The organism is Burkholderia sp. CCA53, from assembly GCF_001685525.1.
GTDB classification, from domain to species: domain Bacteria; phylum Pseudomonadota; class Gammaproteobacteria; order Burkholderiales; family Burkholderiaceae; genus Burkholderia; species Burkholderia multivorans.
Window position 1 is genome coordinate 1,689,176 of record NZ_BDDJ01000001.1, and the last position, 15,957, is coordinate 1,705,132.

General features: G+C 68.6%; 16 protein-coding genes and 1 tRNA gene. 14 read left to right on the top strand and 3 right to left on the bottom strand.

Annotation, left to right across the window (positions count from 1 at the left end; translation table 11 throughout):
- Nucleotides 1-103: 103 nt before the first annotated feature.
- Together BCR55_RS07870 and dprA are read right to left on the bottom strand one after the other, a co-directional pair.
- Nucleotides 104-484, bottom strand: a complete 381-nt coding sequence (locus BCR55_RS07870) for a thioredoxin family protein (RefSeq protein ID WP_065494417.1) — start codon at nt 482-484, stop codon at nt 104-106.
- Nucleotides 485-521: 37 nt separating this feature from the next.
- Nucleotides 522-1,859, bottom strand: a complete 1,338-nt coding sequence (dprA, locus tag BCR55_RS07875; protein WP_175403814.1) for a DNA-processing protein DprA — start codon at nt 1,857-1,859, stop codon at nt 522-524.
- 186 nt (nt 1,860-2,045) lie between these two features.
- On the opposite strand from dprA, the gene def reads away from it, so the two are divergent.
- The 14 genes from def (at nt 2,046) to BCR55_RS07945 (ending at nt 14,762) form a co-directional block, all read left to right on the top strand.
- Complete coding sequence (gene def, locus BCR55_RS07880) at nt 2,046-2,549, top strand: peptide deformylase (protein ID WP_006410713.1); 504 nt, start codon at nt 2,046-2,048, stop codon at nt 2,547-2,549.
- A 34-nt stretch (nt 2,550-2,583) separates the two neighbouring features.
- Nucleotides 2,584-3,567: a methionyl-tRNA formyltransferase gene (gene fmt / locus BCR55_RS07885; protein ID WP_006407222.1), complete on the top strand. Its 984-nt coding sequence runs from the start codon at nt 2,584-2,586 to the stop codon at nt 3,565-3,567.
- A gap of 121 nt (nt 3,568-3,688) precedes the next feature.
- Nucleotides 3,689-4,330 carry a LysE family translocator gene (locus tag BCR55_RS07890; RefSeq protein ID WP_006407221.1) on the top strand — a complete coding sequence of 214 codons (642 nt, stop codon included), beginning with the start codon at nt 3,689-3,691 and terminating at the stop codon, nt 4,328-4,330.
- Between the two features lie 97 nt (nt 4,331-4,427).
- Complete coding sequence (gene htpX, locus BCR55_RS07895; RefSeq protein WP_053297820.1) at nt 4,428-5,285, top strand: zinc metalloprotease HtpX; 858 nt, start codon at nt 4,428-4,430, stop codon at nt 5,283-5,285.
- Between the two features lie 183 nt (nt 5,286-5,468).
- A complete protein-coding gene (gene rsmB, locus BCR55_RS07900; RefSeq protein ID WP_065494418.1) occupies nt 5,469-6,872 on the top strand; it encodes a 16S rRNA (cytosine(967)-C(5))-methyltransferase RsmB in 1,404 nt (467 codons plus the stop codon).
- The gene (locus tag BCR55_RS07905; RefSeq protein ID WP_006401849.1) at nt 6,869-7,459 is read left to right on the top strand and encodes a DUF4390 domain-containing protein; all 591 of its coding nucleotides are present in this window, start codon (nt 6,869-6,871) and stop codon (nt 7,457-7,459) included. Before rsmB ends, BCR55_RS07905 begins: the two co-directional genes overlap by 4 nt.
- Nucleotides 7,449-9,902: a sensor histidine kinase EsaS gene (gene esaS / locus BCR55_RS07910; protein WP_012214364.1), complete on the top strand. Its 2,454-nt coding sequence runs from the start codon at nt 7,449-7,451 to the stop codon at nt 9,900-9,902. The genes BCR55_RS07905 and esaS overlap by 11 nt, the downstream gene beginning before the upstream one ends.
- Nucleotides 9,903-10,604 carry a response regulator transcription factor EsaR gene (gene esaR / locus BCR55_RS07915; RefSeq protein WP_006401851.1) on the top strand — a complete coding sequence of 234 codons (702 nt, stop codon included), beginning with the start codon at nt 9,903-9,905 and terminating at the stop codon, nt 10,602-10,604.
- A 62-nt stretch (nt 10,605-10,666) separates the two neighbouring features.
- Nucleotides 10,667-10,742: transfer RNA gene (locus tag BCR55_RS07920), tRNA-Phe, on the top strand.
- 325 nt (nt 10,743-11,067) lie between these two features.
- A complete protein-coding gene (gene queC, locus BCR55_RS07925; RefSeq protein WP_006401852.1) occupies nt 11,068-11,802 on the top strand; it encodes a 7-cyano-7-deazaguanine synthase QueC in 735 nt (244 codons plus the stop codon).
- Between the two features lie 74 nt (nt 11,803-11,876).
- A complete protein-coding gene (gene queE / locus BCR55_RS07930) occupies nt 11,877-12,509 on the top strand; it encodes a 7-carboxy-7-deazaguanine synthase (RefSeq protein ID WP_006401853.1) in 633 nt (210 codons plus the stop codon).
- A 19-nt stretch (nt 12,510-12,528) separates the two neighbouring features.
- On the top strand, nt 12,529-12,981 hold the full coding sequence (queD, locus tag BCR55_RS07935) for a 6-carboxytetrahydropterin synthase QueD (RefSeq protein WP_006401854.1): 453 nt from the start codon (nt 12,529-12,531) through the stop codon (nt 12,979-12,981).
- 225 nt (nt 12,982-13,206) lie between these two features.
- Nucleotides 13,207-13,992, top strand: a complete 786-nt coding sequence (locus tag BCR55_RS07940; protein ID WP_006401855.1) for an HpcH/HpaI aldolase/citrate lyase family protein — start codon at nt 13,207-13,209, stop codon at nt 13,990-13,992.
- Nucleotides 13,989-14,762 (top strand): tetratricopeptide repeat protein, encoded by a 774-nt coding sequence (locus BCR55_RS07945; RefSeq protein WP_006407216.1) that lies wholly within the window; start codon nt 13,989-13,991, stop codon nt 14,760-14,762. Before BCR55_RS07940 ends, BCR55_RS07945 begins: the two co-directional genes overlap by 4 nt.
- 42 nt (nt 14,763-14,804) lie before the next feature.
- Here the strand turns inward: BCR55_RS07945 and rodA are convergent, their stop codons facing one another.
- Nucleotides 14,805-15,953 carry a rod shape-determining protein RodA gene (rodA, locus tag BCR55_RS07950; RefSeq protein ID WP_006401857.1) on the bottom strand — a complete coding sequence of 383 codons (1,149 nt, stop codon included), beginning with the start codon at nt 15,951-15,953 and terminating at the stop codon, nt 14,805-14,807.
- Between the last annotated feature and the right edge of the window lie 4 nt (nt 15,954-15,957).

Below are 15,957 nucleotides of genomic sequence, written 5' to 3' on the forward strand. Positions count from 1 at the left end.
GCCCATCATAGAGGGGGGGCGCAGCGGCGGCAAGCGCCCGGTACGGCGCAAGGCCAAACGCGCGAACGCCGACTCGTGAAAAAATGCGCGCGGCCGGGCGCGCTCAGGCCTCGACCGTCAGCACGTTGCGCAATTTCGGTGCGTGCGGCGCGCCGGGCACGGCGGTCAGGTCGGACAGCATGCGTTCGACGATCGCCGCGTGCGGCAGTACCGTACCGAAAAAGCGGGCCGTATGGGCGTCCTCGATCAGGATCGTCGGGAAGTTCTCGACGTCGAGGTCGTCGAGCCGGTCGGCATGGGTTTCGATGTCGATCCAGGCGAAGCACGCGTCCGGATGCGCGTCGGCCAGCTGGTCGAACAGCGTACGGTAGTCGCGGCAGGTGCCGCACCATTCGGCGCACAGGCAGGCGACGAGCAGCGTGGCGGGATCGGCGAGACGCTCGGCGATCCGATCGGCGTCGGTGTCGAGATTCAGCGCGGGCATGAGTTTCCTTCGAATGTCGTCGGCGGCACGGCCGCCGCTATGCGGGGGAATGTAGCACGCCGCGTGCAGCAGGGTTGGGCGGCCCGTCGAGCCGACCGTAGCGGCCGCCGGGCAGCGGCGCGACGCGACCGGCCAGTTCGAGCGCGAGCAGCGCGCGGTGCAGTGCGTCGTCGGGCAGCCTGCAGCGCTCGGCGAGCCATTCGTACGTCACGGGGCCATATCCGAGCGCCGTCAGCACGGCCTGCTCGGCCGGGCACGCGGGCAGTTCGGCGGCGGCTTCGGCGGCGGCTTCGGCCGCGGCGGTGTCCGGCGGCGCGGTGGCGGGTGGCGACGCTGCGGCAGCGGTCACGTCGTGGAGGTCCGCCACGCCGACGTTCGCGCGCGCATCGCCGGCGGCCGATTCGGCGCACGTGTGCGCGCCGCGCGCTGCTGGCTCGCCGAGCCCGTATTCCTCGAGGATGTCGAGCGGCGTCGCGGTGAGCTTCGCGCCGTCGCGGATCAGCGCATGGCAGCCCTGCGCGAGCGGCGCGTGAATCGAGCCCGGCATCGCAAATACGTCGCGGCCCAGTTCGTTCGCCAGTCGCGCGGTGATCAGCGAGCCGGAGCGCGGCGCGGCTTCGACGACGAGCGCGCCGATTGCGAGCGCCGCGATCAGCCGGTTGCGCTGCGGAAAGTGCGACGCGCGGGCCGGCGTGCCGAGCGGCCATTCGGACACGATCGCACCGTGCGCGGCGATCGCATGCGCGAGCGCATGGTGGCGCGCCGGATAGACCAGGTCGGCGCCCGTCGCGATTACCGCGATCGTGCTCGACCGGCCGTCGAGCGCCCCCTGGTGCGCCGCTGCATCGATACCGAGCGCGAGCCCCGACACGACCGTGAGCCCCGCATCCGACAACGCACGCGCGAAGCGCGTCGCGTCCGCGAGCCCCTGCGGCGTCGCATGCCGGCTGCCGACCACCGCGATGCCGCGCGCGTGCAGCAGGTCGAGCCGCCCCTTTACATATAGCAGCGGCGGCGGATCGTGCAGATCGCGCAGGCGTGGCGGATAGGCCGGATCGTCGAGCGTGACGATCGCGTTGCCGCGCACGTCGAGCCACGCGAGTGCGGCATCGGTGCGCGCGTCGAGATCGGCGCGCTCGCTCGCGCGCACGGCGCGCACGGCGGTCGGGCTGCTCGCCGCGGCGATCGCATCGTCCGGCGCGCGCAGCAGTGCGTCGGCCGACCCGAATGCGTCGAGCAGTGCGCGCAGCACGGCCGGCGGCAGCGACGGTGCGTGCGCGAGCTGCAGCCATGCGCGCAGCCCGGCACGCGTCAGCGCTTGCGGCGACATGAGATTTCCCTCGACGGAAGCGGCCAGCGAGCGGCGTGACGCCATGATAAAATTTTCATCATCCGAAATACTCGTCGAGGCCGCGTGCGCAGGCGCGCGGCCGAATGCAGGAGGCGCGATCCGCGGCATTGATTCGCCGCGCATCCGCCTCATCTTCATTGCATCGCGGCGGCAGCGCCAGCCGGCCGGATGGCCGATGCGGCACACCGCTTCACCGAATACCGAAAGACCATGGCTTTGCTGAACATTCTTCATTACCCCGACAAGCGGCTGCACAAGGTCGCGAAGCCCGTCGACAAGGTCGACGACCGCATCCGCAAGCTCGTTGCCGACATGGCCGAGACGATGTACGCGGCGCCGGGCATCGGCCTCGCGGCCACGCAGGTCGACGTGCACGAACGCGTGATCGTGATCGACGTGTCCGAAGACAAGAACGAGCTGCGCGCCTTCATCAACCCCGAGATCATCTGGTCGAGCGACGGCAAGCAGGTCTACGAAGAAGGCTGTCTGTCGGTGCCCGGCATCTACGATGAAGTCGAGCGCCCGGACCGCGTGCGCGTGCGGGCGCTCAACGAGCAGGGCGAGACGTTCGAGCTCGACTGCGAAGGCCTGCTCGCGGTATGCATCCAGCACGAAATGGACCACCTGATGGGCCGCGTGTTCGTCGAATACCTGTCGCCGCTCAAGCAGAGCCGGATCAAGACGAAGATGAAGAAACTCGAACGCGCGATGTGACGCGCGTTCGCCGAGACCGACCCCGAACGCTGTCATGACCCATACGTTGCGCGTGATTTTTGCCGGCACGCCGGAATTCGCCGCGGCCGCGCTGGCCGCGATCCACGACGCCGGTTTCGCGGTGCCGCTCGTGCTCACGCAGCCCGACCGGCCCGCCGGGCGCGGCATGAAGCTGCAGGCGAGCGCCGTGAAGCGCTACGCGCTCGAGCACGGGCTGCCCGTCGCGCAGCCGCCGTCGCTGCGCCGCGCCGGCAAGTATCCGGCCGAGGCCGTCGAGGCGATCGAGCTGCTGCGCGCGACGCCGCACGACGTGATGGTCGTCGCCGCATACGGGCTGCTGCTGCCGCAGGAAGTGCTCGACATTCCGCGCCACGGCTGCATCAACATCCATGCGTCGCTGCTGCCGCGCTGGCGCGGCGCCGCGCCGATCCACCGCGCGATCGAGGCGGGCGATGCCGAAACGGGCGTCACGCTGATGCAGATGGACGCCGGGCTCGACACCGGCGCGATGATCCAGGCATCGCGCAGCGCGATTGCGCCCGACGATACGACGGCGACGCTGCACGACCGGCTCGCCGCCGACGGCGCGCAGCTCATCGTCGACGCGCTCGCGCGGCTCGAACGCGACGGCACGCTCGCGGCGACGCCGCAGCCGGCCGACGGCGTGACCTACGCGGAAAAGATCGGCAAGCACGAAGCGGCGCTCGACTGGCGCAAGCCCGCGGACGTGCTTGCGCGCCAGGTGCGTGCGTTCGATCCGTTCCCCGGCGGCGTCGCGACGCTCGACGGCGCCGCGATCAAGATCTGGGCGGCCGAGCCCGCCACGGGGCGCGGCGACGCGGCGCCCGGCACGATCGTCGAAGCGGCGCCGGACGGCGTCATCGTGGCGTGCGGCACCGGCGCGCTGCGCGTGACGCAGTTGCAGAAGCCGGGCGGCAAGCGGCTGCCGGCACGCGAATTCCTCGCCGGCTCGCCGCTCGCCGCAGGCCAGCGCTTCGCGCTGCCCGACGCGGGCTGAGCGGCCGGCGAGACGCCATTCGACACGGTGCGCGGACCGCGCGCAATCGGCCGTTCGGCCGAGTCGCGCGGCCTGTCCGGCGCGCGTAGAATTTCCCGGCATTCCCAGTTGCGAGGCTTTCATGTTCGGCATCGTCCATTTCGGATTCTTTCTGCCAGCGGTGTTCCTGCTGAACGTCACGCCCGGTCCCGATACCGCGTACATCGTCGGCCGCAGCGTTGCGCAGGGCCGCCGCGCGGGCCTGATGTCGGCGCTCGGCATTTCGGCCGGCTGCTGCGTGCACGTGCTCGCATGCGCGTTCGGGCTGACCGCGCTGCTCGCGGCATCGGCGGCCGCGTTCACCGCGATCAAACTGGTGGGCGCCGCCTATCTGATCTATCTCGGCGTGCGCATGGTGCTTGCGAAGCCCGCCGCCGCGACCTCGGACGCCGGCACCGCCTCCGCGTCGCCCGCGAAGCCGCTGCGCCAACTTTTCCTGCAGGGCTTCTGGACGAACGTGCTGAATCCGAAGGTCGTGCTGTTTTTCGTGTCGTTCTTCCCGCAGTTCGTGGCGGCCGACAGCCCGCACAAGACGCTCGCGTTTCTGACCCTCGGCGCCGTGTTCGTCACGATGAGCACGATCTGGAGCGGCATGGTCGCGTGGGTCGCGGGCAGCGTCACGCAGCGCTTTTCCGGCAAGCCCGGCGTCAAGAAATGGCTCGATCGCACGGTCGGCAGCGCGTTCGTCGGGCTGGGCCTGCGGCTCGCGACGGCGCAGCGCTGAAATTGAATTTTTCCGGCGAGCCCTTATCTAACAGATCGCTTACAATTTCCCGCCGCACATCGTGACGGCGGGTTTCCCCGACGGATAAGGAGTGGGTATGTTCAATTGGGTCAAAACGGCGATGCTGATGGCCGCGATCACGGCCCTGTTCATCGTGATCGGCGGCATGATCGGCGGCTCGCGCGGCATGACGATCGCCCTGCTGTTCGCGCTCGGCATGAATTTCTTCTCGTACTGGTTCTCCGACAAGATGGTGCTGCGCATGTACAACGCGCAGGAGGTCGACGAGAACACGGCGCCGCAGTTCTACCGGATGGTCCGCGAGCTGGCCACGCGCGCGAACCTGCCGATGCCGCGTGTCTATCTGATCAACGAGGATGCGCCGAACGCGTTTGCGACGGGCCGCAACCCCGAGCATGCGGCCGTGGCGGCGACCACCGGCATACTGCGCGTGCTGTCCGAGCGCGAGATACGCGGCGTGATGGCGCACGAGCTTGCGCACGTGAAGCACCGCGACATCCTGATCTCGACGATCACTGCGACGATGGCCGGTGCGATCTCGGCGCTCGCGAACTTCGCGATGTTCTTCGGCGGGCGCGATGAAAACGGCCGGCCGGTCAATCCGATCGCAGGCATCGCGGTCGCGTTGCTCGCGCCGATCGCGGGCGCGCTGATTCAGATGGCGATCTCGCGTGCGCGCGAGTTCGAGGCCGACCGTGGCGGCGCGCAGATCTCCGGCGACCCGCAGGCGCTCGCGAGCGCGCTCGACAAGATTCATCGCTATGCGGCGGGCATCCCGTTCCAGGCGGCCGAGGCGCATCCGGCCACCGCGCAGATGATGATCATGAACCCGCTTCACGGCGGCGGTCTGCAGAATCTGTTCTCCACGCACCCGGCCACCGAGGAGCGCATCGCGCGGCTGATGGAAATGGCGCGCACCGGCCGCTTCGACTGACGGCGCCCGTTCGCGGCGCCTGTTCCGCGGTCCTTCCCCCATCACCCCGCATGCGTCGCGCTGCGGGGTGATTCATTTGCGTGTCGTCCGGGCCGCATCCGGTCGCACGCTACAATGCGCGGTTTGGGATCGGCGCGGCGTCGGCGTCGCCCGGCTCCCGCCCCGCTTGCCGATTTCGCCCCGATGACACGAACCCGTTCCGCCTCCCCGTCTTCTTCCGGCCGCGCCGCGCGCCTGTCGGCATTGCGTGTCGCGCCCGACTCGCTCGGCTTCGCGCTGGACGCGGCCGCGCAGGCCGTCGACGCGGTGCGGCGCGGCACCGCGTTGCCGGCCGCGCTCTCCGCGGTGTTCGCGCAGATGGCATCGGGGGCGCAGGCGCTCGCGCGCGGTGCGACGCAGGACGTCGCGTATCGCACGATGCGTCGTCTCGGCAGCGTCGACTGGCTGATCGCGCGCCTCGTCGGCAAGGCGCCGCCCGCACACGTACATGCGGTGCTCGCCGGCGCACTCGCGCTGCTGCTCGACGCGGACGGCGAAGCGGCGTATCCGCCGTTCACGGTCGTCGATCAGGCCGTGACCGCCATCGGCGCGCGGCGCGAGTATGCGTTTGCGAAGGGGATGGTGAACGCCGTGCTGCGACGCTTTCTGCGCGAGCGCGACACACTCGTCGCCGCGATGCATGCCGATCCGGTCGCGCAATGGAACTACCGCGCATGGTGGATCGACGCCGTGAAGCGCGCATGGCCCGACGCCTGGCAGGCGATACTCGCGGCCGGCGACCGGCAAGGTCCGCTGACGTTGCGCGTGAACGCACGTCGCGCGAGCGTCGACGCGTATCTCGGCACGCTGCGCGATAACGGAATCGAGGCCGCCGCGATCGGCCGGCATGCGGTGCGGCTCGCATCGGCGTTGCCGGTCGAGCGCATTCCGGGTTTCGCCGACGGCGTCGTGTCGGTGCAGGATGCGGGCGCGCAGCTCGCGGCCGAATGGCTCGGCGCGCGCGACGGCATGCGCGTGCTCGATGCCTGCGCAGCACCGGGCGGCAAGACCGGCCATATCCTCGAACTCGCCGACGCGGAAGTCGTTGCGCTCGAAAGCGACGCGAGCCGCGCGACGCGCATCGGCGAGAACCTCGCGCGGCTGTCGCTCGCGGCCGATGTGCGCGTCGGCGACGCGGGCGCGCCCGACACCTGGTACGACGGCCGACCGTTCGACCGGATCCTGGCCGACGTCCCGTGCTCGGCGTCCGGGATCGTGCGACGTCATCCGGACATCCGCTGGCTGCGCCGCGAGGCCGACATCCCGGCGCTCGTCGCCGAACAGCGACGCATCTTGTCAGCGCTGTGGCCGCTCCTGAAGCAGGGCGGCGAACTGCTGTACGTCACGTGCTCGATCTTTCCCGAAGAAGGCGAGCAGCAGGCGCGCTGGTTTGAAGCGGCCTGCGAAGATGCGGTACGATTGGACGCGCCCGGCCAGCTGCTGCCGCGTGCCGCTTCGGGCGGAGCGGGCAGCGAAGGCACTGCCGGCGTGCCCGACCCGACCACCGATCACGACGGATTTTTCTACGCGCGGTTTCAGAAACGGTGACGATCAAACACCTTTTTCCACTTCGGCTCGCGGCCGTCCTGCTGGTCGCGTTGACGCTGTGCGTGGCCATCGTGCGGCCGGCGCACGCCGAATCGATTGCCGTGCAGCGCGCCTCGCTGCAGGCCGACGGAAACGGCTGGAGCCTCGACGCCCGCTTCGATTTCGAACTGAACCCGAACCTCGAGGATGCCGTGAACAAGGGCATCCCGCTTTATTTCACGACCGACTTCGAACTGAGCCGCGCGCGCTGGTACTGGTTCGACGAGCAGCCGGTGTCGGTGTCGCAGACGATCCGCCTGTCGTTCCAGCCGCTCACGCGCGAATACCGCGTGTCGACGGGCGGCCTGCAGCTCGGCTTCGGCACGCTGAAGGATGCGCTCGCGGTCGTCAAGCACATCACGTCGTGGCACGTGATCGACCGCAACCAGGTGCGTGCCGGCGAGACGTACACGGCGTCGGTGCGGATGCAGCTCGACACGGCGCTGATGCCGAAGCCGTTCCAGGTCGACGCGGTGAACAACCGCGACTGGACACTGGCCTCGGACTGGAAGCGCTTTACGTTCACGGTGGCCGAACGTGCTAAATAAAGTGCGCCGCGCGACGAGCGGAAAGAGCCTCCTCATACGCGTGATCGTGTCGACCGTCGCGATCACCGCGCTGCTGCTGCTCGTGCTGCTCGCGGCGGCGAGCGCGAACACCGAATTCTTCGATCGCTACTACTCGTGGCTGTACGCGGCGAACATCATCGTCGCGCTCGTGTTCCTGCTCGTCGTGCTCGGGCTGATCGGAATGATCGTCGTGCGCCTGAGGAAGGGCAAGTTCGGCACGCGGCTGCTCGCGAAGCTCGCGATCTTCTTCGCGCTCGTCGGTGTCGTGCCGGGCGGCATCATCTATATCGTGTCGTACCAGTTCGTGTCGCGCAGCATCGAGTCGTGGTTCGACGTGAACGTCGAAACCGCGCTGACGGCCGGCCTGAATCTCGGCCGCGGGATGCTCGACGCGTCGCTGTCCGATCTGCAGACGAAGGCGCGGCTGATGTCCGATCAGCTCGCGAGCGTCGACGCGAACACGAACGGCACGACGCTCACGCTGCTGCGCCTGCGCGACCAGTTCGGCGTGCAGGACGCGACGATCGTCGAGCCGAGCCGCGGCGGCTCGGGTGCGTCGCCCGATCTGCATATCGTCGCGCAGGCGTCGGGCAATTTCGCGGCGCTGATTCCGGACGATCTGCCGACGCCGCTGATGCTGAGCCAGGCGCGCGAGCACGGCGCGTATGCGGCGATCGAGGGCGAAGTCGACGGCGATCCGCGCGCGCACGGCGCGAAAGGCGCGCTGCGGCTGCGCGTCGTGCGGCCGATTCCCGACGCAACGACGTCGATGCTGCAGCCGGCCGAACGCTTCCTGCAGCTCACGCAGCCGGTGCCGCCGACGCTCGCGCACAACGCGGACGCCGTCCAGCGTGCCTATCGCGAATATCAGGAGAAATCGCTCGGCCGCACGGGGCTGCGCAAGATGTACATCGGCACGCTGACGCTCGCGCTGTTCCTCGCGACCTTCATCGCGATGATGCTTGCGCTCGCGCTCGGCCAACAGCTCGCGCGGCCGCTGTTCCTGCTTGCGCAGGGCACGAAGGAAGTCGCCGAAGGCGACTACACGCCGAAGCGCGAGATCAAGACGCGCGACGAGCTCGGCTTCCTTACGCAGTCGTTCAACGCGATGACGCGCCAGCTGTCCGAGGCGCGGCTTGCGGTCGAGAAGAACCGGATCGCGCTCGAGCATTCGAAGGCCTATCTCGAAAGCATTCTCGCGAACCTGACGGCCGGCGTATTCGTGCTCGACCGCCAGTTCCGGCTCACGACGGCGAACCGCGGCGCCGAGCGGATTTTCCGGCAGCCGTTCAATTCGCTGATCGGCACGACGCTCGACCAGATCGGCGTCGTCGCCGGGTTCGGCGCGATGGTGCGCAAGGCCTTCGCGGATCGCGAGGCGGCGTCCGACAGCGGCAGCGGCGATACGGGCCACTGGCAGCAGCAGTTCGCGGTCGAAGTGCCGGGCGAGACCGATCCGCTGACGCTGCTCGTGCGCGGCACGCGGCTCGTGTCGACGGTCGAAGGGCAGGCCGACGATCCGCAGACGTCGGGCTACGTCGTCGTGTTCGACGACATCTCCGACGTGATTTCCGCACAGCGCTCGGTCGCATGGGGCGAGGTGGCGCGCCGGCTCGCGCACGAGATCAAGAACCCGCTGACACCGATCCAGCTGTCGGCCGAACGGCTGCAGATGAAGCTGTCGGACAAGCTCGCGCCGCACGACGCGGACGTGCTCAAGCGCGGCGCGACGATGATCGTCAACCAGGTGGCCGCGATGAAGCGGATGGTCGACGACTTCCGCGAATACGCGCGCACGCCGCCGGCCGTGCTCGCGAACCTGCAGCTGAACGATCTGGTGAGCGAAGTGTTGGGGCTGTACGGCGTCGGTGAAGGCAAGAATCCGATCGTCGTCGAGCTCGCGCCGTCGCTGCCGGTGATTCGCGGCGATGCGACGCAACTGCGTCAGGTGATACACAACCTGCTGCAGAACGCGCAGGATTCGGTCGCGGAGTCCGAGCATCCGCGTGTGTTGATCGAAACCAAGACAGTAGAATATGGCGACCCCGACGCCGAGGGCAAAACGCGCGTCGCGGTTCGTCTTACCGTGTCCGACAACGGGCCCGGTTTCCCGGCGCGCATCCTGACGCGCGCGTTCGAGCCTTACGTGACGACGAAGGCGAAGGGTACGGGGCTCGGGTTGGCCACGGTCAAGAAGATCGTCGACGAGCATGGCGCGCGGATCGATCTGCGCAATCGCATGCACGGCGAGACCGTCGAAGGTGCGCAGGTGTCGATCCTGTTCCTGCAGATGGCGAGCGATGCGCCGAATGCGGGGCCCGACGGAGCGGCGCCCGCGGCGGCGTCGGCCGCCGGCAAGCCGGCCGCCGGACGGTCGGCCTCGACGAAGACAAAAGCAAGTGAGCAGACAAAGGCAGCGTAAATGGCAACCATCCTGGTGGTAGATGATGAAATGGGCATCCGGGAATTGCTCTCGGAGATCCTCAGCGACGAAGGACACGTCGTCGAGGCGGCGGAGAACGCGCAGGCTGCGCGGGAATACCGGCTGAATCAGGCGCCCGATCTCGTGCTGCTCGATATCTGGATGCCGGATACCGACGGCGTCACGCTGCTCAAGGAATGGGCGGCTCAAGGCCTGCTGACGATGCCGGTAATCATGATGTCCGGGCACGCGACGATCGACACGGCCGTCGAGGCGACGAAGATCGGTGCGCTCGATTTCCTCGAGAAGCCGATCGCGCTGCAGAAGCTGCTGAAGGCCGTCGAGCACGGGCTCGCGCGCGGCGCGGCGCCGGTGTCCGCGAATGCGGCGGCGAAGGCCGGCGCCGGGCAGGCGGCGGGGCCCGCAGCGGTCGCGTCGGCGGCTGCGCTGCCGACGCTCGGCGACGACGTCGCAGCGGCGCTCGGCCTCGCGGGCCAGACGGCCGCGATTCCGTTCGACATTCCGCTGCGCGAAGCGCGCGATGCGTTCGAACGCGCGTACTTCGAATACCACCTCGCGCGCGAGAACGGCAGCATGACGCGCGTCGCGGAAAAGACCGGCCTCGAACGCACGCACCTGTATCGCAAGCTCAAGCAGCTCGGCGTCGAACTCGGCAAGAAGCCATCCGAAGGCGCGGCGTAAAAAATTTCACGAAAAGGGCTTGTACAGTTCAAAAGAGGTCGCTATACTCTCGTTTCTTCGTTGGCCCGGTAGCTCAGTTGGTAGAGCAGCGGATTGAAAATCCGCGTGTCGGTGGTTCGATTCCGCCCCAGGCCACCAGCAGTTCCAACCCCAAGAATCGTCAGGTTCTTGGGGTTTTTCGTTTGGGGCGGGTCTCGCGTGCCCGGCAGCATTGGCGGCGGCGTGATAAAATCCGTGCCCGCTCAATGACTTAGCGCACCGCCCTCTGCATCCGGCGCAATCGGTCGAATGTCCGCGCCGCGATGCCGCGCGATGGGCGGTATAAGCGCCGTACCGCGTTGCCGGGCTGCGGCGCTGCCTATACTGGTCGCGCCGGCGCAGGCCGGCACGCGTCGGGCCGTTCGGCGGCAGCCGGCCATCGGGCGCAGCGCGACGCGAGCCTATACATTCACGGAGTATCACGGTGATTCGGACAGACGCTAAAGACGGCGCGCTCGTGCTGTTTTCCGGCGGGCAGGACTCGGCCACGTGCGTGGCGTGGGCCCTCGAACGCTACCAGACGGTCGAAACGCTCGGCTTCGACTACGGCCAGCGCCATCGCGTCGAACTCGAGTGCCGCGAAGGCGTGCGCGAAGCGCTGAAGCGGCAGTTCCCCGCGTGGGCGGACCGGCTCGGCGACGATCACATGATCGATCTGTCGGTGCTCGGCGCGATCAGCGATACCGCGATGACGCGCGCGATCGAGATCGAGACGGCTGCGAACGGCCTGCCGAACACGTTCGTGCCGGGCCGCAACCTGCTGTTCATGACGATCGCCGCGGCAATCGCGTATCGTCGCGGGCTGCGCGTGCTGGTCGGCGGGATGTGCGAGACCGATTTTTCGGGCTACCCGGACTGCCGCGACGACACGATGAAGGCGCTGCAGGTCGCGCTGAACCTCGGGATGGACACGCGCATCGTGCTCGAGACGCCGCTGATGTGGCTCGACAAGGCGCAGACTTGGCAGCTCGCCGAGCAGCTCGGCGGCCAGGCGCTCGTCGAGCTGATTCGCGTCGAGACGCATACCTGCTACGTCGGCGAGCGTGCGGAACTGCACGACTGGGGTTTCGGCTGCGGCGAATGCCCGGCATGCAAGCTGCGCAAGCGCGGCTACGAAGCGTATCTGAAGGGCGAGCGGGTGACCGAAGCGCCGCTGTGACGCGGCGTGCGGGCGGCGCGGGCCGATGAACGGATTCTGATCGACAACGAGCGGCGCAAGCCGGACGAAGGACGATGACTTACGCGGTCAAGGAAATTTTCTACACGTTGCAGGGCGAGGGCGCGAACGCGGGCCGGCCGGCCGTGTTCTGCCGGTTCGCCGGCTGCAATCTGTGGTCGGGCCGCGAAGAGGACCGTGCGCAGGCCGTCTGCCGCTTCTGCGATACCGACTTCGTCGGCACCGACGGCGAGAACGGCGGCAAGTTCAAGGATGCCGACGCGCTCGTCGCGACGATCGCGGGCCTGTGGCCGGACGGCGAAGCGCACCGCTTCGTCGTCTGCACGGGCGGCGAGCCGATGCTGCAGCTCGACCAGCCGCTCGTCGACGCGCTGCACGCGGCCGGCTTCGAGATCGCGATCGAGACGAACGGCTCGCTGCCGGTGCTCGAATCGATCGACTGGATCTGCGTGAGCCCGAAGGCCGATGCGCCGCTCGTCGTCACGAAGGGCAACGAGCTGAAGGTCGTGATCCCGCAGGACAACCAGCGGCTCGCCGATTACGCGAAGCTCGACTTCGAGTATTTTCTGGTGCAGCCGATGGACGGCCCGTCGCGCGACCTGAACACGAAGCTCGCGATCGACTGGTGCAAGCGGCATCCGCAGTGGCGCCTGTCGATGCAGACGCACAAATATCTGAACATTCCCTGAGCCACGGCTTTTTGACATCGTGCTGATTACCCGAAAACTCGAATTCGACGCGGGCCACCGCATTCCCGATCACCGCAGCCAGTGCCGGAACCTGCACGGCCATCGCTATGTGCTCGAAATCACGCTGCGCGGCGATCTCGTCGATACCGAGGGGGCGCCCGATCGCGGCATGGTGATGGATTTCGCCGACGTGAAGGCGCTTGCGGTCGAGCACCTCGTCAGCAAGTGGGACCACGCATTCCTCGTCTACGCGCGCGACGAAGTCGTGCGCTCGTTCCTCGAGCAGATGGCCGACCACAAGACGGTCGTGCTCGACCGCATTCCGACCGTCGAAAATCTCGCCGCGATCGCGTTCGACATCCTCGCGAGCGTGTACGACGCGCACTACGGCGTGAACCTGCGCCTCGAGCGCGTGCGTCTCTACGAGACGCCGAACTGCTGGGCCGACGTCGAGCGCGACGCAGGCCGCTGATCTGCGCCGCATCGAGCCGCCGGTGCGCCGGCCGGCGCGTCCGTCCGGCCGCCGCAGCGTGCGCGGCGCCTCCCTGCGCGTTTTCCTACCCGCATTCCGTCCGGCGCCGCGCTATGATCGCTGCGTGAGGCGGCGAAGCGCCGCCCGTCGCGCCGTCGTGCGCGACCGACACACCCTGCCGTTGCTTGTCCCGTTCGATTGCCTGTCCGCCGGGAGGCCGTATCGATGAGCACGCTGACCAATTCCCTGAAACAACGTCTGCACGACGGCGACGAGCCGCTGTACGGGCTGTGGCTGACGCTCGCGAGCGACACGGCGGCGGAAGCGCTCGCGCATGCGGGCTACGACTGGCTCTGCATCGACATGGAGCACGCGCCGAACGACAGCCGCGACGTCGCCTCGCAGCTGCGTGCGATGGCCGCCGCGCGCCTGCCGACCGAGCCCGTCGTGCGCGTGCCGGCCCGCGAGCCGTGGCTCGTGAAGCGCGCGCTCGACGCCGGCGCGCGCACGCTGATGTTTCCGTGCATCGAGACGGCGGACGATGCCGCGCACGCCGTGCGCCTCACGCGCTTTCCGTCGCCCGAGTCGCCGGACGGCGTGCGCGGCGTGGCCGGCATGGTGCGCGCGGCGGCGTTCGGGATGCGGCGCGACTACGTGCAGACCGCGAACGCGCAGATCGCGGTGATCGTGCAGATCGAATCCGCGCGCGGCATCGACGAGGTCGAACGAATCGCCGCGACGCCCGGCGTCGACTGCGTGTTCGTCGGGCCGGCCGATCTCGCGGCAAGCCTCGGTCATCTCGGCGACGTCCGACATCCGGACGTCGAATCCGCGATCGCGCGCGTGCTCGCGGCCGGCCGGCAGGCGGGCGTCGCGGTCGGCATCTTCGCGTCGGACAGCGCGAGCGCACGCCAGTGCCGCGACGCCGGCTACCGGATGATCGCGCTGTCGGCCGACGTGATCTGGTTGCTGCGGGCGACGCGGCAGGCACTGCAGGAGGTGCGGTCATGAACGCGGCCGAGGGCGCGTGTCGCGGGCGGGCCGCGCGTAGGGCACCGCGCGCCGCGCGGCTGGCGGCGGCGCTCGGCCTCGGCGCGCTATGCGCGGCGGCGGCCGCGCAGCGTGCGCCGCATGCGCAGCCGGAACCGGCGCGCGAGACGCAGTCCGCGATCGCCGACTACAACGCGGGCGACTATCGCGCGGCGCTCGTCCAGTTCCATGACGCGGCCGAGCGCGGCGATCGCCTCGCACAGTTCAACTACGCGATGATGCTGCTGACGGGTGAGGGCGTGACGGCGAACGTCGACGAAGGGCTGCGCTGGCTGAAGCGTGCGGCGAACGCGAACATGTCGCACGCGCAGTACGTGTACGGGCGGATGTTCGACGACGGCGAATTCGTCGCGCGCAATCCGGCCGAAGCGCATCGCTGGTTCCTGCGCGCGGCGAAGCAGGGGCACGTGCAGGCCGCGCTGTCGCTCGCGAACCAGTTTCTCGACGGACGCGGCACGCCGCGCGACAACCGGCAGGCGTTCCTCTGGTACAAGCAGGCGGCCGATGCGGGCGAGCCGACCGCGCAGTACGTGACCGCGTCGTTCTACGAGCGCGGCGGCGACGGCGTCACGCGCGATCTGAACATCGCGCGTGCCTATTACGCGGCGGCGGCTGCGCAAGGCGACGAGACGGCGGAATTGAAATACCAGGAACTGAGCGCGCGGCTGAAGGCGCAGGGGCCGGGCGCGGGCAGCGGCGCGCAGGGCGATTCACACGCGGCGCCGCAGTAAGAAGCGCGCGCCGCGCGCACGGGCGGCCGGCGCCGCCCGCGCTCAGCTTTTCATCAGCCGGCGCTGGCGGCCGACGCTCATGATCATCCCGATCGCGATGCCGAGCGTCGTGAGCGCGGTGCCGCCGTAGCTCATGAACGGCAGCGGCACGCCGACCACCGGCAGCACGCCGCTGACCATCCCGATGTTCACGAACGCATAGACGAAGAACGCGAGCGTCAGCGAGCCCGCGAGCAGCCGTCCGAACAGCGTCGCGCCCTGCGCGGCGATATACAGCCCGCGCGCGATCAGCGCCATGTAGAGCGTGAGCAGCACGAGGCCGCCGACGAGCCCCCATTCCTCCGAGAACACCGCGAAGATGAAGTCGGTGTGCTTTTCCGGAATGAATTCGAGGTGCGCCTGCGTGCCTTTCAGATAGCCCTTGCCGAGCACGCCGCCGGAGCCGATCGCGATCACCGCCTGGATCGTATGGAAGCCCTTGCCGAGCGGATCGGACGTCGGATCGAGCAACGTGCAGACGCGGTGCTTCTGGTAGTCGTGCATCAGCGGCCACTGCACTTCGGGCTGGCAGATGCGCTCCTCGAACACGGCGATCGAGCCGACCGCGATCACGCCGGCGACGAGCACCGGCACGATCAGCTTGAACGACAGGCCGGCCAGATAGATCACGAAGAAGCCGGCCGCGAACACGAGCAGGCCGGTGCCGAGGTCGGGCTGCTTCGCGATCAGGCCGACCGGCACGAGCAGGATCCCGAACGCGGCGACGAAGTCGTACCAGCGCAGCGCGCCTTCGCGGCGCTGGTAGTACCACGCGAGCATCAGCGGCGTCGCGATCTTCAGAATCTCGGACGGCTGGATCACGACGCCGACGTTCAGCCAGCGTTTCGCGCCCTTCTTGGTCATGCCGAACAGCGCGACCGCGACGAGCAGCGCGACGCCGAACGTATAGAGCGGGACCGCGAAACGCATCAGCGTCGTCGGCGGAATGTTCGCGATCACCCACATCAGCACGAACGTCAGCAGGATGTTGCGCAGTTGGTCCTCGACGCGGCCCGGCATGTCGATGCTCGCGCTGTACAGCGTGACGATCCCGACGCACAGCAGCAGGAACACGATGAGGGCGAGCGGGCGGTCGAAGCCCGCGAACATCTGCTTGATCTTGTCGAGCCAGGCGCGCTTGTCGAATTGCATGCCT